Origin of the sequence: Streptomyces sp. NPDC021212 (genome assembly GCF_044332925.1) — a bacterium.
Taxonomy (GTDB): domain Bacteria; phylum Actinomycetota; class Actinomycetes; order Streptomycetales; family Streptomycetaceae; genus Streptomyces.
In genome coordinates this window covers 100,660-120,448 of record NZ_JBIRPZ010000008.1, presented here as the reverse complement: position 1 = coordinate 120,448, position 19,789 = coordinate 100,660, and the positions used below count along the sequence as shown (strand labels likewise).

19 protein-coding genes and 4 pseudogenes are annotated in these 19,789 nt (G+C 68.1%); 11 read left to right on the top strand and 12 right to left on the bottom strand.

What is annotated here, in order from left to right; all coding sequences use genetic code 11:
* The first annotated feature begins 1 nt into the window (after window position 1).
* Window positions 2-814 (top strand): phosphatase PAP2 family protein, encoded by an 813-nt coding sequence (locus tag ACH4SI_RS22285; RefSeq protein ID WP_398298182.1) that lies wholly within the window; start codon window positions 2-4, stop codon window positions 812-814.
* Window positions 815-1,249: 435 nt separating this feature from the next.
* Window positions 1,250-1,741 carry a hypothetical protein gene (locus ACH4SI_RS22280; protein ID WP_398298180.1) on the top strand — a complete coding sequence of 164 codons (492 nt, stop codon included), beginning with the start codon at window positions 1,250-1,252 and terminating at the stop codon, window positions 1,739-1,741.
* A 541-nt stretch (window positions 1,742-2,282) separates the two neighbouring features.
* Here ACH4SI_RS22280 and ACH4SI_RS22275 read toward each other — a convergent pair.
* Together ACH4SI_RS22275 and ACH4SI_RS22270 are read right to left on the bottom strand one after the other, a co-directional pair.
* The gene (locus tag ACH4SI_RS22275; protein WP_398298178.1) at window positions 2,283-3,572 is read right to left on the bottom strand and encodes a hydroxyacid-oxoacid transhydrogenase; all 1,290 of its coding nucleotides are present in this window, start codon (window positions 3,570-3,572) and stop codon (window positions 2,283-2,285) included.
* A gap of 382 nt (window positions 3,573-3,954) precedes the next feature.
* A complete protein-coding gene (locus tag ACH4SI_RS22270; protein WP_398298176.1) occupies window positions 3,955-4,671 on the bottom strand; it encodes a TetR/AcrR family transcriptional regulator in 717 nt (238 codons plus the stop codon).
* 104 nt (window positions 4,672-4,775) lie between these two features.
* Here ACH4SI_RS22270 and ACH4SI_RS22265 point away from each other — a divergent pair, with 104 nt between their 5' ends.
* Both ACH4SI_RS22265 and ACH4SI_RS22260 read left to right on the top strand, forming a co-directional pair.
* On the top strand, window positions 4,776-5,969 hold the full coding sequence (locus ACH4SI_RS22265; RefSeq protein ID WP_398298174.1) for an FAD-dependent monooxygenase: 1,194 nt from the start codon (window positions 4,776-4,778) through the stop codon (window positions 5,967-5,969).
* 62 nt (window positions 5,970-6,031) lie between these two features.
* Window positions 6,032-6,202, top strand: a complete 171-nt coding sequence (locus ACH4SI_RS22260) for a hypothetical protein (protein ID WP_398298172.1) — start codon at window positions 6,032-6,034, stop codon at window positions 6,200-6,202.
* An 85-nt stretch (window positions 6,203-6,287) separates the two neighbouring features.
* Here ACH4SI_RS22260 and ACH4SI_RS22255 read toward each other — a convergent pair whose 3' ends face one another.
* Window positions 6,288-7,691, bottom strand: coding sequence for an isopeptide-forming domain-containing fimbrial protein (locus ACH4SI_RS22255; RefSeq protein ID WP_398298170.1), 1,404 nt, complete (start codon window positions 7,689-7,691; stop codon window positions 6,288-6,290).
* 1,226 nt (window positions 7,692-8,917) lie between these two features.
* Here ACH4SI_RS22255 and ACH4SI_RS22250 point away from each other — a divergent pair.
* Window positions 8,918-9,058 (top strand): hypothetical protein, encoded by a 141-nt coding sequence (locus ACH4SI_RS22250; protein ID WP_398298168.1) that lies wholly within the window; start codon window positions 8,918-8,920, stop codon window positions 9,056-9,058.
* A gap of 96 nt (window positions 9,059-9,154) precedes the next feature.
* Here the strand turns inward: ACH4SI_RS22250 and ACH4SI_RS22245 are convergent, their stop codons facing one another.
* The 3 genes and pseudogenes from ACH4SI_RS22245 to ACH4SI_RS22235 form a co-directional block, all read right to left on the bottom strand.
* On the bottom strand, window positions 9,155-9,946 hold the full coding sequence (locus ACH4SI_RS22245) for a MerR family transcriptional regulator (RefSeq protein WP_398298166.1): 792 nt from the start codon (window positions 9,944-9,946) through the stop codon (window positions 9,155-9,157).
* Window positions 9,947-9,961: 15 nt separating this feature from the next.
* Window positions 9,962-10,723 (bottom strand): ABC transporter permease, encoded by a 762-nt coding sequence (locus tag ACH4SI_RS22240; RefSeq protein ID WP_398298164.1) that lies wholly within the window; start codon window positions 10,721-10,723, stop codon window positions 9,962-9,964.
* Window positions 10,720-11,529: pseudogene (locus ACH4SI_RS22235) on the bottom strand (ABC transporter ATP-binding protein). The gene ACH4SI_RS22240 and the pseudogene ACH4SI_RS22235 overlap by 4 nt, the downstream one beginning before the upstream one ends.
* A 422-nt stretch (window positions 11,530-11,951) precedes the next feature.
* Between ACH4SI_RS22235 and ACH4SI_RS22230 the strand changes: the two are divergent.
* Window positions 11,952-12,092, top strand: a complete 141-nt coding sequence (locus ACH4SI_RS22230) for a hypothetical protein (protein WP_398298162.1) — start codon at window positions 11,952-11,954, stop codon at window positions 12,090-12,092.
* A gap of 135 nt (window positions 12,093-12,227) precedes the next feature.
* On the top strand, window positions 12,228-13,151 hold the full coding sequence (locus ACH4SI_RS22225) for a VOC family protein (protein WP_398298160.1): 924 nt from the start codon (window positions 12,228-12,230) through the stop codon (window positions 13,149-13,151).
* Window positions 13,152-13,489: 338 nt separating this feature from the next.
* Here ACH4SI_RS22225 and ACH4SI_RS22220 read toward each other — a convergent pair whose 3' ends face one another.
* From ACH4SI_RS22220 to ACH4SI_RS22205, 4 genes and pseudogenes are all read right to left on the bottom strand, one after another.
* Window positions 13,490-13,918, bottom strand: a complete 429-nt coding sequence (locus ACH4SI_RS22220; protein WP_398298158.1) for a hypothetical protein — start codon at window positions 13,916-13,918, stop codon at window positions 13,490-13,492.
* 626 nt (window positions 13,919-14,544) lie between these two features.
* Window positions 14,545-14,763, bottom strand: coding sequence for an EF-hand domain-containing protein (locus tag ACH4SI_RS22215; RefSeq protein WP_398298156.1), 219 nt, complete (start codon window positions 14,761-14,763; stop codon window positions 14,545-14,547).
* Between the two features lie 451 nt (window positions 14,764-15,214).
* A pseudogene (locus ACH4SI_RS22210) lies at window positions 15,215-15,516 on the bottom strand (ADP-ribosylglycohydrolase family protein); the annotation flags it as partial.
* A gap of 123 nt (window positions 15,517-15,639) precedes the next feature.
* Window positions 15,640-15,795: a hypothetical protein gene (locus ACH4SI_RS22205; RefSeq protein ID WP_398298154.1), complete on the bottom strand. Its 156-nt coding sequence runs from the start codon at window positions 15,793-15,795 to the stop codon at window positions 15,640-15,642.
* A gap of 87 nt (window positions 15,796-15,882) precedes the next feature.
* Here ACH4SI_RS22205 and ACH4SI_RS22200 point away from each other — a divergent pair, with 87 nt between their 5' ends.
* A complete protein-coding gene (locus tag ACH4SI_RS22200; protein WP_398298152.1) occupies window positions 15,883-16,542 on the top strand; it encodes an NADPH-dependent FMN reductase in 660 nt (219 codons plus the stop codon).
* A 338-nt stretch (window positions 16,543-16,880) separates the two neighbouring features.
* Window positions 16,881-17,057, top strand: coding sequence for a hypothetical protein (locus ACH4SI_RS22195; RefSeq protein ID WP_398298150.1), 177 nt, complete (start codon window positions 16,881-16,883; stop codon window positions 17,055-17,057).
* Window positions 17,058-17,482: 425 nt separating this feature from the next.
* On the opposite strand, the gene ACH4SI_RS22190 is transcribed toward ACH4SI_RS22195, so the two are convergent.
* Window positions 17,483-18,112, bottom strand: a complete 630-nt coding sequence (locus ACH4SI_RS22190; protein ID WP_398298148.1) for a hypothetical protein — start codon at window positions 18,110-18,112, stop codon at window positions 17,483-17,485.
* A gap of 514 nt (window positions 18,113-18,626) precedes the next feature.
* Here ACH4SI_RS22190 and ACH4SI_RS22185 point away from each other — a divergent pair.
* Window positions 18,627-18,872: pseudogene (locus tag ACH4SI_RS22185) on the top strand (ATP-binding protein); the annotation flags it as partial.
* Between the two features lie 94 nt (window positions 18,873-18,966).
* Here the strand turns inward: ACH4SI_RS22185 and ACH4SI_RS22180 are convergent.
* Window positions 18,967-19,473 carry a DUF6624 domain-containing protein gene (locus ACH4SI_RS22180; RefSeq protein WP_398298146.1) on the bottom strand — a complete coding sequence of 169 codons (507 nt, stop codon included), beginning with the start codon at window positions 19,471-19,473 and terminating at the stop codon, window positions 18,967-18,969.
* Window positions 19,474-19,632: 159 nt separating this feature from the next.
* Between ACH4SI_RS22180 and ACH4SI_RS22175 the strand changes: the two are divergent.
* A pseudogene (locus ACH4SI_RS22175) lies at window positions 19,633-19,773 on the top strand (SAM-dependent methyltransferase); the annotation flags it as partial.
* Window positions 19,774-19,789: the final 16 nt, after the last annotated feature.

Below are 19,789 nucleotides of genomic sequence, written 5' to 3'. Positions count from 1 at the left end.
GATGCCGGCTCTGCTCTACACCCTGGGGTTCCTGACGCTCTACCTGCTCGCCATCTGCACCCCGTGGGGGCAACGAGCTGAGAACGCCCTGTTTGATCTCGGTAAACAGGGCAGCGAAGACGCATGGATCTACCCCCTGTCGGGATCGGCCTACGGCTCGACGCCCCTGCCGCCGCTGGAATTGAGCGCCAAGCCCACCCTGATGGTGGGCCTGGCCGTCATCGTGGTCCTCACCCTGGTGCGGCGGTGCTGGTGGCCGGGGTGCGCGGCGCTCGGCGTCGTCATTCTCACGACCGGAGGCAAGGAGGTGCTCAAATCGACCCTGCCCCGCCCCGATCTGGTGGGCGCGCCCGAGAATCTCCTTGATCAGGGTTTCCCCAGCGGGCACACCGCCATCCCCGCCGCGCTGACTCTCGCCGCCGTCCTCGTGGTCTCCCCCCGCATCCGCCCCTACATCGCCACGGCCGGTGTGCTGTGGCTCGCCTGCATCGCCGCCGCCAGCGCGACCATGGGCGGCCACCGGCCCAGCGAAGTGCTGGGGGCCACACTGTTGGCCTGTGCCTGTTACGGCCTCGCAACCTGGCTGCTGCCGCCGGCCGCCGCGCCAGGCGCCACGCGGAGCACCCGTGCGCTGCCCGTCATCACCTTGACGGTGGCATTGGCCGTCGCCCTCGTTTCCGGCGCACGGAACGACACCCTCACAAGGTCACTGGTCTCCGCGGCGACGGCCTTCATATGTGCGGCCCTGGTCTGGTACGCCGCAGTCGGACGGCCCGCACACACCGCACGCCGCACACGCCCCGCACGGGGGTGACCACGCGGCCGGCTCCGGGCGGGAACCGGCGCATCCTGGCAAAGCGGCGATCCGATGCCACCGCCCAGTCGTAGAAGCCGTCGACGCCCGAGCGGGGATGCACTCCCGCCCGGCGTGTCCTCCCATAGTCCGGTCAACACGTCTGCGACGCCCCCAGCACACACAGTGACCGCAACGACGCTTGGGCAGCAGTACTCGCGACAGTTGAATACGCGAGTCCACCGGGACGGCTGCGGTCATCATGACGGCATGGGGCGTGATCCAGAAGCGTCTTGCCCTCGGCGGCGAGTCGGGAGGTGGCCGACGCGGCCGGGGGAGACGGACCGTGGCGTGCGCGGGGTTGTACATGCACGCGATGTTGATGAGTCACACCGGCGGACACTCCGACTTCAGCCTGCCGAGCGGGGGCGCCTGCTTCTGAGTAGCGTGACTCGTGTGAACATCTTTTGCGGTGCAGGTCAGGAACTGGAGATGACCAACGGGGGAACCGCGGTATTTGTCGAGGTACTGATGCTGGCGGTGTCCGACCTCGTCCAAGAACCGTGGGACTACCGATTCGCAGGGCTTCTCACCCAGCAGGACCAGAGCGTCATGGGACGGGGCATTGTCGGTTTCGAGTTGGAGGAGATCGACTGGGGGCGCGACGACGCCCAGCAAGCCCAAAACAAGGATTTCGTGCTGCGGGTGATTGATCTTGCTCTGCAACGGCACCGCTGGGACGAGTTGCCGTATGACCCGCCCTTTGCGGAGCGCTATGTGCAGCAGTTCAAGAGCATGGTGGAGGCATTCTCCCCGGCGACGGCCACGCCCGACCCAGGGTTCCCCGGCTTCCCCGAGCCTGACGAGGCTGCCATGGCCTCATGCGCACGGCATCGCGTCCTGACTGCCCTTCCGCACTGGCACAGCTGCATCCTCTGCAGCCGCTGAGCCGGTCGCTTCGTTTTCGACGCCAGCAGGCGGGCGGCGAGGCGGCCTTCGCGGTCCGCTTCCCCCCCCGGAGCGGTACGCCCGTCGTCGATGCCGTCGCCCGGCGCGTCCCCGCCGCAGCACGCCACCATTCACCCTCACCCATGGCGAGCTCAATGATCTCCGAGACGGATAAGTCCCCGTCTGCGGATGGAGGCCGGATCATGGCCTGCCGCGCCCTCGCCAAGTGCGCGTGCGGTGGGGTCACCGCGCAGTAGGTCGGGTCGGGCATCGGCGATCGCGAAGGCCTGCCTGACCCCCTCTACCAGCGCCGGGTCGATCTGGTAGAGCCGCGCCCGCTCGCCGCGCTGGGGCGGCGGCCGGGGCGCGCTGGTTGGGCCGGGGGTGCGCTGTCGGCCGCCGTGGCACCTTCCGCGTCGGTGCCTGTTCCACGTCCGCGTCCGCCCCGGAATGAGGCCGCCGTGCCCCTGTCCGTGCTGGTGAGGTTGGCTGTGGCTGTGCCCGGCTCCTTCGGACGGCGCGGGCGGTGTGTCGCCCCTCCTCACCAGAGGGACAGTGAGCGGTCGAAGATGTCGGCGAGGTCGTCCTCGGTGACCGCGCGCGGGGCGGTGGCCAGCAGTCGCTGCTGTTGCATGGCGCCTTCCACCAGTGCGGGGATGTCGCCCTTGGCGTAGCCGACGCCGCCGATGCCCTCGGGCATGCCGATGTCGCGCATCAAGTCCTCGATCGCGGTGGGCAGATACTCGGCCGGGTCGGTGGGGCGTTCCAGGCGCGGCGCGAGGAGTTCCGCGGCCCGCAGATGCCGCTCCGGCTGGGCGGCGAAGGTGAAGCGGAACGCCTCCGGCGCGGTGAGCGAGACGGCCATACCGTGAGGCACCATCGGCTCGTGTCCGGGGTAGCCGGCGGGGTGGAAGTCCTTCACCCGACCGGCGATCGGGTAGGCGTTGGCGTGCGGGATGTGCACGCCCGCGTTGCCGAACCCGAGACCGGCGAAGGTGGCCGCCAGAGCCATGTCGGAGCGTGCCTCCGGGTTGTCGCCGTCGCGGACCGCGGTACGGAAGGACCGGGCGAGCAGGTGCAGCGCCCGTTCCGACCACGCGTCGGAGATGGGATTGGCGCCGCAATAGGGCACGCGCTGCTCAGGGCGTTTGCGCGGGTAGGTGTCGTACGGGCGGGCCGTGTAGCTCTCCAGCGCGTGGCACAGGATGTCCATGCCGCTGGCGGCGGTCACCCCGGCGGGCAGGGTGAAGGTCAGGTCCGGGTCGATGACGGCGAGCGTGGGCCGCAGCCGGGCGTGGCTGATGCCGGTCTTGACTTTCAGATCCAGGACGTCGAGCACACAGATGGTGGTGCTCTCCGAGCCGGTTCCGGTGGTGGTGGGCACGGCGACCAGCGGTTTGAGCGGGTTCTCGGGCGCCAGCGCCCTGCCCACGGGTGCGTTGATGTAGTCCATCAGCGTGCCGGGGTTGGTGCTGAGCAGGTTGACGGCCTTGGCGGTGTCGATGCTGGAGCCGCCGCCCACCGCGACGAAGGCGTCCCAGGGGCCCGACGCCAGTGCGTGGTCGACCGCCTGCCGCAGGCTGACGTCGGTGGGCTCCACATGCACGCCGTCGAAGACGTGGGCTTCAATGCCGAACGCGGTCATCCGTTCGGCGATGCGGTGTGGCGCGCCGGTGGCGGCCACCCCGGCGTCGGTGATCACGAGGATCCTGCGCACCCCGTGCTGGGAGAGGTCGAAGCCGATCTCGTCGGACGCACCCGGCCCGAACTTCAGAGCTGGGGCGCCGTAGGTGAACACGGACTCGGGTCGGGCCGGAACGGTGGTGCTCATACGCGTCCCTCCTGGGGATCGGAGTAGGTCCCGGTGGCACGGCGAGACGGGCTCGGAGCGCCGCCCGGGTCCGGACGATCAAGCGTAGAAGTCGTCGGGGCGAGCCGCATCGAGCGCAGCTGTTCGGCGTCGTGGCCGAAGACGACGGTGGCGTCGTTCCACGACGGGCTCGGCGTCGTGGCGGCATGGACGAGACCGGCGAACTTCTCACTGGGGACGAGGAGAACCACCTCCAGGACGACGACCGCGACGCCGGACGGGACGAGGGTGACTCGTACGAGCGGAGCCGGTGAAGCACGTGCAGGTCACGGGCTCAACGGTGCGCCTGTCACTGTGCGGTGCACAGCAGGGGGAAGCCGGACGACTGTGATCCGAGCCGCGGTCAACGTGCGCGCTGGTCGATGAGCGCGGCGAGGCCGTCCAGGATCCGCTGCAGGCCGAAATCCCATGCCTGATCGTGCCCGTCGGACCGGGTGGCTGACGCGAAGGCCGCAGTGAGTGCGGGGAATCGCTCGCCGTGCGCCTGCATCAGATTTTCGAGAATGGCGCCCAGTTGGGCTTCGGGGTTGCCTGCGGGGCCTGCCGCACGGGTCTGTTGGGTGATGCCGCGTACGTGACCGACCAGTAGGACAACCGCGTCCATCCGTTCGGCACCGCTCAAACCGGTGCCGTCCAGGGCGGACACGGCACGCTCCAGCCAGGACAGCTCTCCAGGACCCATGATCCGCGGCCCGACGGTGGCGTCCAGTGCCCAGGAGTGCTGACGAAAGACAGTGAGCAGTTGGCGGGCCCAGTCCTCCAGCTGCTCACGCCAGCCACCGGGCCGCGCCGTCGCCGCCGGACAGGGGCCGATCGCGGCGTCCACCATCAGAGCGACCAGCTCGGCTTTGCCCGGCACGTACCGGTACAGCGCCATCTTGGTCACGCCCAGTTGCGCGGCGACCCGCTGCATGGACACATCGGCCAGCCCCTCCGAGTCGGCGATCTCGATCCCGGCCCGCGCGATGCGGTCCAGATCGAGTGTCGGCCTGGGGCCTCGCGCGGGCTTGGGGTGCGGACCCCACAGCAGCCGCGCCACCTCGGCGTGCTCACCACCCATGTCTGCCGCCCTTCCTGCCATGCCTTGCCGAATCAACTGTGTCTAGGGTACACAGTAAATATTAGTGTCCGTGAGACACAGTTTTTCGAGCGGAGAGGAACCCCGTGAACAGGAACGTCCTCATCTCCGGCGCGAGCATCGCCGGCCCGGCGCTGGCCTACTGGCTGGGACGCCACGGCTTCCGGCCCACCGTCGTCGAACTGGCCCCGGCCCTGCGCCAGGGCGGTCAGGCCGTCGACTTCCGTGGCGAAACGCACCTGACCGTGGTGGAACGCATGGGCCTGCTTCCCGAACTGCGCCGTCTCCAGACCGGCGGCAGCCCGATGCGCTTCGTCGATGAACACGGCCGCACACGGCTGGACCTGCCGGCCGAGTTCGCCGGCGGTGAGATAGAGGTGCTCCGCGGAGACCTGGCCCGAGCGCTCTACGAGCACAGCGCCCCCTACACCGCATACATCTTCGGCGACTCGATCGTCAGCCTCACCGAGACCTCCTCCGGCGTGCGGGCCGACTTCCAAAGCGGAATCTCGCGCGACTTCGACCTGGTCATCGGTGCGGACGGGCTGCACTCCAACGTCCGTCGCCTCACCTTCGGACCGGAGGAGGACTACGTGAGCCACCTCGGCTACTACGCCGCCACCTGGCAGCTGCCCAACGCCCTGGGTGTGGGAAAGGGCTCGGTCGGGTACAACGTGCCGGGGCGGCTGGCCTCCGTCGGCGCTGACCACCGGGATCCGAAGCGGGCAGGGGCATTCTTCGTCTTCGCCGCGCCGGAGCTGTCGTACGACCGCCACGACCCCGAACAGCAGAAGCGCCTGATCGCAGCCGCGTTTTCCGGCCTCGGCTGGGAGGTGCCCCGTCTGCTCGCCTCGCTGCACCAGGCCCCCGACCTGTACTTCGACTCGATCAGCCGGGCGGACGTGGACACCTGGTCCACAGGGCGCGTGTGCCTCGTCGGCGACGCCGCATGCGGGGCCACCATCGGCGGCATGGGCACGGGAACCGCAGTGGTCGCCGCATACGTCCTGGCCGGCGAACTCGCGCGAGCCCAGGGCGATCACGGGGCGGCCTTCGCCCGCTACGAGAGACGGCTCCGCAAGTACGCCGAAGGCTGCCAGGTAGGCGGCGACCGCACCGGGAAGTTCCTCGCCCCCGCCACCGCCACCGGCATACGTCTCCGCAACACCCTGCTGTCCCGACGCCTGTTCCTGAACGGCATGCTCAAGCTGGGCGAGAAAGTCAGCAGCACCGTGGCCCTGCCCGACTATCCAGCCGACCCCAGTGGCGTCAGCTGGTGACTGACTCGGTCTTCACTGAGGGGAGGGCCCGCGGTGCTGGGGCCACCGCCCGCACGTGAGAGATGAGCCCGGCCATCGACGCCGCCGTCCCCATGGCGTTCTTCACCGGCATGGCCGAGTCCGGGCGCGAGACAGCTCGCGTCGGCCCGGCGGCCGGCACCATCACGGACCGCCGACATCTGCAGCGGCGCAGAGTCGCGCAGTGCGCCTCCGCCTGGTCGAGGATCGACTGACCGTGCCCCGCCACGCCCGCCCCTACGAGGGGGCGTGCCGGGGGCGGTTGTGGCGGGAGTCCGCGTATTGCGTCCCCCGGGCGGGTTACTCGGCGGGGGAGCAGGGGTCGCAGCAGGCGGGGGGCGGTTCGACGCAGACGGTGACGATGTCGGTGTTGTTGGTGGTGTCGGGATCCTTTTCGTTGCCGGCGGCGGTGGCCGTGTTGGTGATCCGGCCGGGCTTGGTGGCCTTGGCGCGCAGCACGAGGGTGGCGGTCGCACCGTTGGCCAGGTCGCCGACGGTCCACTGCCCGGTGGCGGGGTCGTAGGTTCCGGGGGTGGCGTCGGCGGACAGGAAGGTCAGGCTGTCGGGGAGGGGATCGGTGACGGTGACGCCGGTGGCCGCGTTCGGGCCGGCGTTATGGACGGCGATGCGGTACGTCACGGTCTGGCCGACGGTGACGGTGGTCGCGTCGGCCGCCTTCGCCACGGTCAGGTCGGCGGCGGGCTTGACTTCCGTGATCTGCTCGCTGGAGGTGGCCGTCAGGGGCTCGGGTGTCTCGCCGAGCCGGTTTTCGTAGGTGGCGGTGGCGGTATTGCTGATCTGCTGGCCGGCAGCGGCCAGGTCGATGGTGACCCGGTACTCCACGGTGGTCCCCGCCGGCAGGGTCTCGGTGTTGGGCAGACTGCCGCCCTGCGTGCCGGAGGCGTCGTTGCCGAGGTGGAAGACGACCTGGTTCGCCTCGGGGTCGTAGGCGGCCTGGTCATCGTCTTCCGCGTCGGTCTTCACACCGGCGTTCGGGCCGTCGACGATGCGCAAGGACCCGGGTAGATACGTCGTGCCGTCGGGGATGACATCGGTCAGGACAAGGCTCTCTGCCGCACCGCCGCCTTCGTTCTTGGCGGTGATGCGATAGGTGACGACGTCCCCGACCTTCAGCGGACCGACGGGAATGGCGACCTTGTCCAGCGTCACGTACGGGGCGGTACCGAAGAAGATGCCGTCCAGGAAGTTGCCGACGCTTCGATTGCCGCCGGCGGCGGCAACGGACCGGAAGGCGAAACGCGTCAGCATCTGGCCCGCCGGGACGACGTAGGTACCGGTGTAGTAACCCCAGGCGGTGTTGCCGTCGGTGAAGCGCCGCTGCTCCACCGTGGAGCCCGGGGCGCCGATGTCCAGGGCCATGGTGTCGTCGCCCTGGCGGCCACGGTGATACAGCCGCCAGTACAGCGTCGTACCCGGCGTGGTGGGCAGGTCCTGGTAGAGCGTGGAGACCTCGTTCGCGTTGAGCTCGGCGAACTGATTGCCCTCGGCCGCCGGCACGCCCTGGAAGCCCGACTGCCACAGCTCGATCATGTGGTCGGAGGCCGTGGTGAGCCAGCCCGGGACACGGTTGGATGCCTGCGTCTGGGAGGCGTCCGGCAGGAACGCCATGCCGTTCACGGTGGGTTCTTCGTAGCTGCCGTTGACCAGGGCGACCCGGAGCGGAGCAACAGGAGGTGTGGCCATGGTTCTTCCCTTTGCGTCGATGCTGCTGGAGTGCACCGCCGGGCCGTGACGGAGCCGGAACAAGTCAGCAGCACAACGCATTCATGTAAACACGTAAAGTGATTAACGGTTGAGTCCGGCCAACCCTGTGTAGCGGGTTTACGAAGCCCACCCCTCGGACAACCTCCGCCACGCGGACCCCTCACGCCACCGCCCGCCCAGGCCACTTCGGCCACAGGGCCCTCCCTGTCCTCTCGGGCCACGCCCGTCATGACCGAAAGCGCCCGTCGCACCACCCGCGCTCACCCTTGCGGAGGGTGAATAGTCACCCGTGAAGTTGACGCTCCCGGCTCTTCGGACCCACCCGCCTCGGCGAGCGTGACGACGACCGGGAGCGTCGCCGGACAGCGAGGCCGTCGCCTCGCTGTCCGATGCCGACCGCGAGGCTGCAGCACCCGCACGGAGGTCCTGCTGGACGAAGCACTCCAGGCACTACAGGTGACTGGCCGGTGCATCCTGCCCCCGGCACCGGCCGAGCGCCACTCCTGACATGACGACCAGTACGTCACCAACCCCGCGATCTCGACCTCGACCACATGGTCCCCTTGGCGGCGGCGTGGGATGGGCGCCTCGGCCTGGCCGCGGAAACGCCGTGTGGCCTATGGGAATCATCGGCGATCCACGCCGCCTGCTCGAACCGGCAGAAGAGCGACCGTGGTCCGGCCGAGCGGGTGCCCGACGAGGCTGTGCACTGCCACTACACTGCCGGCTGGGTCACCGCCAAGTTGCGCTACGACCGGAGCGTCGACCGCGGAGAAGCACAAGCTCACCGAACTCGTCGACGGCTGCCCACACGCCCCGCGACCTCCCCCGGCGCCCTGGCAGGGCCCGCTGACCGGTGCTTCCAGGAACGGCGCTGCTGGATGCCCCGCAGCCCTCTCTCCGGTGGCCGGCATGCCGCTGCTCTCCAGGTCGTCCAACAAGCGGGCCACGATCAGTACGTGGTGCGGTCGATGCGGAAGCTACCAGCGCGCGGCTGTGACAGGTGACGCGTGCGGGGGCGCCGGTGCCCGGTAGCCGGCCTCGTCGTCGCAGTCCTGGTGGCGACTGACGGCCCGCCGGCCTCATGGGGCGGGCGGTGCGGCGCCCGGATCCGCAGCCGTGCGGGCGTACCTCGACGGCATCTGCAGCCCAGTTCCGTTTCGCCAAGGACGGCATATGGTGCCGGGTGAGGCCGTCGGGGCCCTGTGCTGAAGCGGTGGCTGTCCGAGATGCTGGGACAGCATCCGGACAAGGCGCTGACCAGCTCGGACAGGCACCTCGTCGCGGCCAACGTCAGCAAGCACTTGGCTGCCTGCGAGCTGGGGGAGGCCACCGTCTGGTCGTGAGCGTGGCCGGGCGGCAGCCGTTTTCCCTGTCAAGTCTGTTGGTGTTGTCAACGGCCATGCGCCGGAACAACGTCAGACCAGGCCCCTGACCTGCCTTCAAGATGGCGGCAGCTCAGTGTTGAGTCTGTCGGCAGGCACTCGCTCGATGCGGGTCCAGCCCCTCCAGCCCCGCTCCTCCAGGATCGCCACCACCCGCTCGGCGCCCGGTGAGGACGCGGCCACGGTGGAGTCCAGCAGGTCGACGAACTGGCCATCGAAGCCGTCGGCACCCACCTCGCCGGCCTCCACAGCGCGATTTCTCAGGCGCTCCACTATGTCCGCGACCTCGACGACCCGCGGATCCTGGGCCGACCAGTCGAGTACCCCTTTGAAAAGGCTGTAGAGCTTCACCATGTCGGGGTCGTCCAGCTGCTCGTGCTTCTTGGCGATCACCGAGTCGATCAGATGCGGCACCTGGGCGGCGACCATGATCCAGGCATCCCTCTCCATCTCGATGTAGCGCTCGCCGACGCCGAGACCGCGCAGCCGGTCGAGGTAGTCCACGACGCTCTGGGGGAGCGCCAGGTGCTCTCCGGCAGCGAGCCTGGCGAGCCGTTTGCGGGTGTCCTGCAGCCGCCGGATCTCGGCGCGCAAGTCCTTGTCGACCTCTTGGACGCCATCGGCGAACTCCTCCGGGCCGGCGTCGAGGAGTTCCTGCACCCGGGCCAGTGGCACGCCGGCATCTGCCAGGGCGTGGATCCGGATCAGTCGCACGACCGCGGCAGCGTCGTAGATCCGGTATCCGGAGTGGTCGCGCTCGGGCTCCGGCAGCAGCCCGATCTGGTGGTAGTGGCGTACCGCCCGTACCGTCACCCCGGCGTACGCCGCAAGCTGGCTGATGGTGAGCACGGGGCTCAGCCTGCCTCAGGCGATCTTCCGGCGATAGGCGACCATCGCGAAGACGTACGCCACGACGAGGATGCCGACGCACCACGCGAGTGCGATCCAGATGTCGTCGCCGACCGGTTGTCGGGCGAACAGGTCGCGGATCGTGTTGGCGATCGACGTCACCGGCTGGTGCTCGGCGAACCAGCCCACCGGGCCGGGCATGGTCTCCGTGGGCACGAACGCTGAGCTGATGAACGGCAGGAAGATGAGCGGGTAGGCGAACGCCCCCGCGCCCTCGACCGACGCCGCGGAGAGCCCAGGGATCACGGCGATCCAGGTCAGTGCCAGGGTGAACAGAAGCAGGATGCCGGCGACCGCGAGCCATTCCGGTGCTCCTGCCCCCGTGCGGAAGCCCATGAGCAGCGCGACGCCCACGACGATCACGAGCGAGACCAGGTTGGCCACCAGAGAGGTAAAGACGTGTGCCCACAGTACACCCGACCTTGCGATCGGCATGGACTGGAATCGCTCGAAGATCCCGCTCTTCATGTCGGTGAACAGCCGGTACGCGGTGTAGGAGATGCCCGACGCGATCGTGATGAGCAGGATGCCGGGCAGCATGTAGTTCACGTACGAAACCGACCCTGTGTCGATTGCGCCGCCGAACACGTAGACGAACATCAGCATCATGGCGACCGGCGTGATGACGGTTGTGATGATGGTGTCCATGCTGCGTGTGACATGGCGCAGGGTCCGCCCCGTGAGAACAGCAGTGTCGCCGAAGAAGTACGCAGTCATCCTCGTCCTCTAGTTGTTCGTGCCGGTGGCGTCGCTCTTGTCGTCGCCGCCGATGATCGCGAGGAAGATCTCCTCCAGAGTCGGCTGCTTCTCGACGTACTCGACCGTGGCGGGCGGGAAGAGCTGCTTGAGCTCGGCGAGGGTGCCGTTCACGATGATCCGACCCTGATGGAGGATCGCGATCCGGTCGGCCAGTTGCTCGGCCTCGTCCAGGTACTGCGTGGTGAGCAGCACCGTCGTTCCGCAGCCGGCGAGCTTCTTGACCGCATGCCACACCTCGATGCGCGCCTCGGGGTCGAGCCTGGCCGTCGGCTCGTCCAGGAAGATCACCGGCGAATTCCCGATGAGGCTCATCGCGATGTCCAGCCGGCGGCGCGTCCCACCCGAATACGTCGACACTCTGCGCCCGCCGCCTCCGTCAGCGAGAAACGATTGAGCAGGTCATCCGCGATCGTGCCCGGGTCATTGAGGTGACGCAGCTTGGCGACGAGTACGAGGTTCTCCCGACCGCTGAGGATCTCGTCGACGGCCGCGAACTGCCCGGTGAGGCTGATGGACTCCCGTACGTTCGCCGGTTGCGTGGCGACGTCGAAGCCATTGACACTCGCCGTGCCCGCGTCGGCCTCAAGGAGCGTGGCGAGGATCCTCACGGTCGTGGTCTTGCCCGACCCGTTGGAGCCGAGCAGGGCGAAGATGTTGCCCCGCGCCACGTCGAAGTCCACGCCGCGCAGCACTTCGAGTCTCCCGTACGACTTCTCGAGACCCTGCACGCGAATCGCCGGACCGGCGATCGATTGCGCCGTCATGGTCATCTGCCTCCTTCGCGGAGCTGTTCCAGTCGACTGCGAGGAAGCTCCTGCCGGAAGGATGGAGGGTTAACCCAGCGTCAAGGTCAAGTCCGCTCCGACCACGGCATCCAGATCGCCGGCGCTATGCGGGTCGTGCCGTGATTTGTTCCCATCGGCCAATGGCTGGGCGTAGCCTCTCCAGCGTCGAAGAGTCCGGGATCAGTGCGAACGTCACCTCGGGCGAGGGAGGCCCGTCGAATCACGAGATCGATCACCCGATGGCTCAGCGCGAGCGTGCCACGCCGAGCTCGGACTTGGTCCAGCGTCGCCCCTGGCGTTTTCGCCCCGCGCCCTGCGAAGCTCGTCATTCTCGACGATCACGAGGTTGACGATGCGGGCGAATGCCCCATTTTGCCCTGCAGTTACCTACTCCCGACGCGGTGTCCGACAAGGACGACCTCGAGCTGGGCCGCGCCGGAGAGATTGTCCAGCGCGGCAGCACCAGCGACCTGCTCTCCCAAGTCCCCGAGCCGGTCGCGAACCTGTCCCGCACCATCTCCACCCCGGTAACCTCGCGTTGACCGGTACCCCTGCCGGAGCCGGCCAGGGCCGTGAACCCTGGCGATTCATCAACTCGGGCACCAACTGCACAACTGGATCGACGGAATCGGCGAGCTCAACCAGGTCTTTCGCGAGTCTGAAGGGGGCATAACGCCATGAGCCTGCACAGACTGACCAGCGTCACCATCGGCGTTCCCGATCTCGAGGCGACGATCGCCTACTACGATGCGTTCGGTCTCGAACACCGCGGTGGGGGCGTTTTCGCCACCCGCGACGGCGGGGAGCAGCTGCGTCTGGTGCGCACACCCAACCGTCGGTTGGTGGAGATCGGCATCGGGGTGGACGATGCGGATGACATCGCCCGCATCGCCGCGAGCTTGGAACGACTCGGTGTTTCCCGCGACTTCGACGCCCACACCCTCCGCGCGACCGAGCCGATAACGGGTGTGGTGGCCCGCATCGAAGTCGCGCCCCGCATCGTGGAACAACCGGGGCCCGCGACCGTTTACAACGGCCCGGGCCGCGTGGCGCGCAACGGCCGCGCGCCCGGCGTGCTCCGCGACGGTGCGGTCCGACCGAGAAAGCTCGGGCATGCGGTCATCGGCACGACCAATCTCCATACCACCATGGGGTTCTTCACCGACGGCATCGGTTTCAGGATCAGCGACTACATCGGCGACAAGGGTGCGTTCATGCGGTGCTCGGTCGACCACCACAACGTGCTGGCGATGGCCGCGCCGGTTTCCTTCCTGCACCACACCAGCTGGCAGGTGGACGACATAGACGAGGTCGGGCGGGGCGCGACCGCGATGCTCGAAGACCACCCCGAGCGCCATGTGTGGGGACTGGGCCGCCACCACGCCGGATCGAACTTCTTCTGGTACCTCAAAGACCCAGCCGGCAACTTCTCCGAGTACTACTCGGACATGGACTGCATTCCCGAAGACGAGATCTGGGAACCCGAGGTCTGGGAAGGGACGAAAGGCCTGTTCAACTGGGGCCCACCGCCACCACCCTCATTCCTTCACCCGGAAGACCTCGCCGAACTCATGACCGGCCGGCACGCATCCCGGAGCTGAGCCCGCATCTACACCAGGCGGAGCGCCTGAGGTGGCCAAGCCCGGACATCGGTTCGACTTACGACCTGCAGTCGAAGGAGCGCTAGCGGCCCGGACGGCGTGCCCCGCGGCGTCCAGGGGCACTCTCCCAGGGCGGCCGGAGGAGCGTGCCTCGCGTCGTGGGGCAGGCGGGACTTCGGCGCCGAGACCTGACGGGACTGATCGAAGAGCCGGGGCGCCTGTGGCCTCTGCCGCCCGTCCTGGAGGCGCGGCTTGGTCACCTGCGCGGTCTGCTTGGCTTCCGAAGGGTGACCAGATCACACCCAGCTTGCATCTGGCGCCGTCGACTTCAAGCTCCATCACGGAGCCGCCAGCCAGGTATAGACCGCACCACCGAGCGACGCCACTACACCGATGGACACCAGCACCCTCGATACCGGGTGCATCCACCGCAGCCTCGGCGCCTGGTGGAGAGCGAGTTCACGTTCGACGAGGCGTAGACAATCGATGTTGAGAGTCGCTGCCAAGTGCTCCTGAATCTTCTTGATCGCATCCTCGGCCAAGAGCGCCGAGGCTTGAAGCCTCATGCTCTCCGAATACGCCCCAGCGAGGACGACACCCGCCAGCAGACTGATCACCGCCGCTGCGCCACGCATGTCCGCACCGAGAGCGGCTGCATAGGCCGTCGCCGCGACAGCCAGCAAGACCAACAGCGCATTGAGTACCTGGTAAGCACGTCCCCTGCGGTTTTCGTACCAACGCCAGGCGTGGTCAAGCGCAAGAGCCAACGTCTCATGATCAGTCCCCCCTGGCGTCATGAGAGCAAGATGGCAGGCCTCGTCAGGGCCGTCCAGAGGACCGCGAGCTGCCCCGTAGCCTGCCCGTGGGGAGCGTTGATTTGGAGTAGCTGTATTTCGGCGGGTTCCGGCCGCAGTGTGCTCTCGCCTGGCGCCGGGCCTTGCCAACGTGGCTTGCTGCCGGAGAATCTCGCCCCGGAGCCTGCCCGTTTGCGTGTCTCGTCGCGGTGGTGCTGCGTACCTGTCCGCCCAGGCAGCCGTGTATCGGGAAGAGGAGGTCCGTGCAGGCGCTGGGCGCCGTGCCGGCCGTCGCCGACGGGTGAGGAGGTTCTGCCCGCCGGCGGGAGGGCATCTGCCGTGCGGGCGGAACGCACTGTTTGGGCTCGGATCCGGAGGTCGTCCGGTCGTTGGAGCGTCTGCGGCATATGCCGCCCACCAGACCCGCACCTCGCGGGGTATGCCCGCGAGGTGCGGGAGGTGGTCGCAGGTCGCCCACGGTGCGCGGGGCCCCGGCTGTGTCCACTGTCGTCGGGGCGTGCTCCGCGCCCACGTTCCACGCGATGGCGGGCAGAGGGGCCCACCGCCTGCGGCACGATCACGTGCCGGACTCGGCTGTGTCAGCCGTTCATGGCTGCCCAGAACTCCTGGAAGGACATCTTGCGATCACCGTTGGTGTCGAGCGAGTCGATCAGCTCCTGGGCCTGCGACTCGGTGATTTCCGAGCCCTCCAGCTCTGCCACGACCTTGCGGTATTCGTCCGCGGTGACCAGGCCATCTCCGTCGACGTCGTAGCGCTCGAAGACCTTCCGCGCCGCCGTCTCCATGATGTCTGCCATGTGCTCCGCCCTTCTGTGATCTTCGCTGACGGGCCCAGGTTATCCCTCCGTCCGGACCGACGCGGAGCTGCCCGGCCTGCCTACGAACGGTTCGGCAAGGGCACCGTGTGCATCGTGGAGGGCAGCCTGGTGGCCATGCGCGCCCCCGTTGCTGCACGGTCCAAGGACTACCGCTACTCCACCAGCCACCAAGTGGTCATCGACGCCGAAACTCCCCCTTGTGGTGGTCCTCGGGCGGGTACCTGCCCGGCATTCGCAACCGCTGCAGGGCGTGGTGGAATCCGGCGCCAAGGGCGCCGTCGGGGCCGGACTGGTGATCCCAGGGAGCGGCGTATCGGCTCGGCGACACGGTCCACGTAGGGGAGAGGCAGGAGCTTCGGGCCCAGCGACATCGTCGACGAGTTTCATCAACAGCGATTGGCGCTGGTCAAGCTCTGGACGTGGGCGAGAGTACAGCGGGACCCAGACACGGCCACACGGCGCCGTTGGACTCGGTGGCAGTTCAGGGTGCCGGCCGGGTGCGAGGACGGCCGCGTACCGGCCCCGGTGCTCGGGGTGCACCAGGCCAGGATGCCCCGGAGCGCGGCAAGAGAATCGTCACCGTGGAGCGCGAGGCGCAGAAGTTCGGGGAAGAATCGGTACCTTCCCACGCTGCGCGATCGCCATGTGTGAGGGCAGCGATGCGCCGTGCCGCATCCACAGTGGTCTGCTGTCCGCCAGGGGGGAAGTGGCCGCTGCTGTGGAGGCCCGCATCGGACGGACCGCCGGGTGGACGAGGCCGGCACGGAGGCCGACTCGTACGACCGCAGTGCTCCGCTCGGGCGGGGCGAGTCCGCTGGGGACGAGTGCGGGAGGGCGACGCGGTCCTGACGGGCGTTACTCGGCGGCGGCCACCCCAACCCCGAGGGCGATGAACACCCAGCCGCCGATCCGCTCCCGGCGCCAGTGGCAGGCCGGTCGGCCGAGCACCGCGCGCAGCCGGACGGCGACGTGCATGAGCGCCGGCCGGCAGACGACGCCGATCGCGGCCAAGAGCCGCAGTGTGTCGTCTCGTGCGGCAGGCCGGGCTGGGGGAAACTGGCTGAGGGGGGGCAATCGCCCGGCGAAAGGGACCGCAGGATGACCATGGACGTTCGGTTGGCTCCCGTTCGGGTGCTGGTATTCGGCGCTGCACTGCGCGCCGGTTCCACCAACGCGCGGCTCGCCTCGCTGGCGGCGAACGTGATCGCCGAGACTGGTGCCGAGGTCGACCTGGCCAGGATGCGGGATTTCGACATGCCGCTGTACGACGCGGACTTAGAGGATTCCGAGGGGCTGCCCGCCGGTGCCCTTGCCCTGTGCGAAAGGATCAAGCGGTGCGATGCGTTCGTGATTTCGTCGCCCGAGTACAACGCCTCCGTTCCAGGACTGCTGAAGAACGCCATCGACTGGGTCTCCCGAGTACGCCCGCAGCCGTTCAAGACCAAGCACGCGCTGCTGGTCTCGTCCTCCCCGTCGATGATCGGCGGCAACCGCGGCCTGTGGGCGCTGCGGGTCCCGCTGGAACACCTGGGGACACGGGTCTATCCCGACATGTTCAGCCTGCCTCGCGGACACGAGGCCTTCACCGAGGACGGCCGACTCGCCCACCCCGGCTCCCAGGAGCGGCTCGCCGAGACCATCTGCGGGTTCATGCGGCTGGTACGCGCGGACGTGGAGTTCGTGTGCCTGCAGCGCCGCTGGTACGAGTTCCCCGGCGACCGCACCGACGCACTGGTCACCCACCGGAGTGAGGACTGACCCGCGTTTGCTGACCTGCTGTCCCATAGTTCCCAGCAACATCCAGGCGCCCAATCCGAGTGGCAACACGCTTGCCTATGTGACGCCCATCGTGCGTTGGTGTCCCGGCTCACCGATGGTTGAGCAATTCTCAGCAAAGGTTGACTGACCTACGTTCTGAGTTGGAAGCGTCAGCCCCGGCCGTTGCTGCGCGGGCCGGGGCGCGAGGGAGAGGGAGCGCTACTGGTGAAACGGGTCGAGGGCCAGAGTGATGGTCATCCACGCCAATCCGCCGGAGCCCGCCTCCACGAGGGGCCGCCGACAGACGCATCGACGGCTTCGCCCTGGCCTACCTCGGCATGAAAGACGACCGCCTCCCAGTGCCGTCCGCCGACCTCATGCTCCGCAGGGCCGTTGCCGGCTACCCCACCAACTTCGCCGCCATGAGCCGCACCCACTTCGACGCCATCACCACCGGCGGCGCCCAACTCATGCGAACCGTCCTGCCGATGCACCTGAACCCCTCCCAGCACTGACACACGGCAGCGAATGCGTACAACGGCCGACCACCCACGCCAAGGTCACCACGACCCACGACACCGTCGGGTCAGCTCTTTCCGGTCCTACTCGACGCGGAGGTAGGAGGCCGACACTACATCTGACCAGGCCCTTGTCCTCGTTTGGCAATACACCATCACCCGGCTCAATGAGATCACTTGGCAGCCCAGTGTCCACACGGTGAAGGCGCCGAAAGAGGCCGCCCGGACACGCAAGGAGCGGCCCGGCAGTCGTCAGCCGAAACGGCGGGCCGTGTGCTGCGTAACGGACTTGTTGACGTAGGCACGGCGAACGATGCCTCGTTACTGCCTTTGCCCGAGACGTCTCTGTTTATCTGCGCCGATGTGGTGCCGCCCGGCGACGGCCAGCCGTTCGGGAGCCCACAGGACGGCACCGTCACGGTTCAGCGGTCAGCGCCCGCAGACTGCTTTTCTGCCGGCTTGCCCTGTGCGGCAGCTCCAGCGGCCTCTGGGGCGGTGTAGAAGACGGACGCGCCCTGCTTGGTGCGCTGGGCCTGGTTCTTGGCCACGAGGTTTTCGAGCGTGGTGCGTACGACGGTGGTCTTGACGTTGCGCTCGGGGTGCTGCTTGTCGAGCGCGGCGGTGATTTCGGCTGCGGAGCGCGGCTCGCCCTGGCCTGTCAGGTGCTCGCGGACCAAGTCGACGAGGGTGGGCTGGGCCGATGGTACGGCGGATGCCTTGGGCGCGTTCTTCTGACGGGTCTGCTTGGGGGCTGGCGTGGTGGACTTCTTGGCCCGCGGCTGCTTGTCGGCCTTCGATGCGGCAGTCTTCTTGCGGGGTGCGGGCACTGCTGTGGTGGACGTGGATGCAGCGGGTGCTGCCGAGGTTCCGAGGGCCTGCTGGATGTTCACCAGGACCGTGTGGTCCTGCTCCAGAGCGGCCAACTGCGCTTTCAGCGCTTCGATTTCACCGCTGATGCGTTCCTGTTCCTTGCGGTTGAGCTTGAGGTCATCCGCCACCTTCGTGCTGTACTGCGAGGTCAACTGGGTGGGCGGAGCAGTGGTTTTCGGCATGTATTGATGTCCCTTTCTGGGCGCCACGGCCGACGGGGGTGAAGCTCGCGGCGTGCGTATCTCAGTTGTGTGCTGTCTGGCCTGCTGCCACGTGCGCGGGAGCAGGTACTCCCGCATGGCAATGTCGTAGTGATGGTACGGAAAGGTTATGTGTTTTGCTCTGCCGTGTGGTGCAGACGCAGCGGATGCGGAGTCTGGTGACGGTCACCACGCACCTGTGACGTGATGCCGGTGGGGTGCCAGGCAGGCTGACGGGGGCAGCTCTTCGGTGTCTCGTAGACGCTTCCGGCGCAGGGTGTGATTGGCTCACTCGCTGCTGCACAGCTGGCCTGCTGCGGAGGTTGTCTTCTCTCCGGCGCTGGAGGGACCGGCAGGACGACGCACGCCGCATCGGTGCCAGGCTCAAAACTGTCGCCGAGTACTTCGCACGCGAACAGCCGCTGCTGATGCCGCTGCCTGAGGAGCCGTTCGAGTCAGGCCGGTTGTTCACCCCGCGGGTCGACCGCTACGGCCAGATCTCCTCTTCCATGTCCTGGCCGAAGGCGAGGAGAAGAACAGCATCGCCATCACCGCCAGCGAGTCATTCGGCGGCTGGACGAACAAGTTCATGGACCCGCGCCTCTGCACGGCGCTCGTCGATCGCCCCACCTTCATCGGCACGATCATCGAGACCGGTACCGACTCCTACCGCCTTGCGAGCACCCGCGCACGAGCAGAGGAGCCGGCGAAGGCCAGCCGCCCTCTGCCGCCACCGCCCTGACGGGCGGCTGAGGTCTGTCCCTGCGGATCATCGCTCGCGGCGAGTATGGGGGTGCCCGGGCAGTGATCCACCGGACGCGACTGAGGAGGAGGCGTCAGGCAATGGAGAACTGGGCAACGTACTCGTCGAAGGGCTCGATGCCCACTTCCGCACGCAGTTCGTCCATGCGCTCGGGCTCTTCACAGGGCCACGGAACCGGTGCCCCGTCCTTCACGCCGGCGATCTGAGTGCCATAGACCTGCTTACGACCCTCATTGACCAGCGTGCGGTCGCGCAGGAAGGCCAGCTCGCGGGGGCTGGCTGCGCCTGCCGACACCGCTTGCTGCATCAACTGGAGGGCCCGACGCTGAACGTCAAGTTGCCGGTCCGCGTGCTGGGCGATCAGCCATGCCGCGCGTGCGGCCTCCTCGCCGACGAGTTCCGCCGTCGGCCAGCCGTACTCATCCATCATCTCGCCGAGCCGGTCACCGTGCCGGGCGGTCAGCCGCCGCCAGGCCAGCTGCTCGGCGGGGTCGTCGCTGTTCGCGCGGACCGCGGACTGATGATCGGCCGCAGCCATGTCCGTGAGTTCCACCGTCAGTGCGGCAACGTCGTGCGCCACTCTCAACTCCCGGGTCAGATTTGTGCCGTGTAACCGCTCGCAAGCCTAGAGGCGCAAATCGGTGCAAAGATCATTCCGGAGAACGGTGACGGACGCCTCCCTGCATGGGGATAATGTATCTACCCCCGAAGCCAGAGCCGGATCGCTGCGACGGTCGCGGTGGGCTGGCTGGCCGGGCACGGCTGGGAGGCTGATAGCCGCACTCTGCGCGAGTGCGCTTCCGTCTACGGCCGCCCGATGAGCAGCCCGCCGCAGCGCGAGGAGCGGCCCGGCGGACTGATCTCGGCGGTCCGCCGGTAGAGCGCCTCCCGGTTCC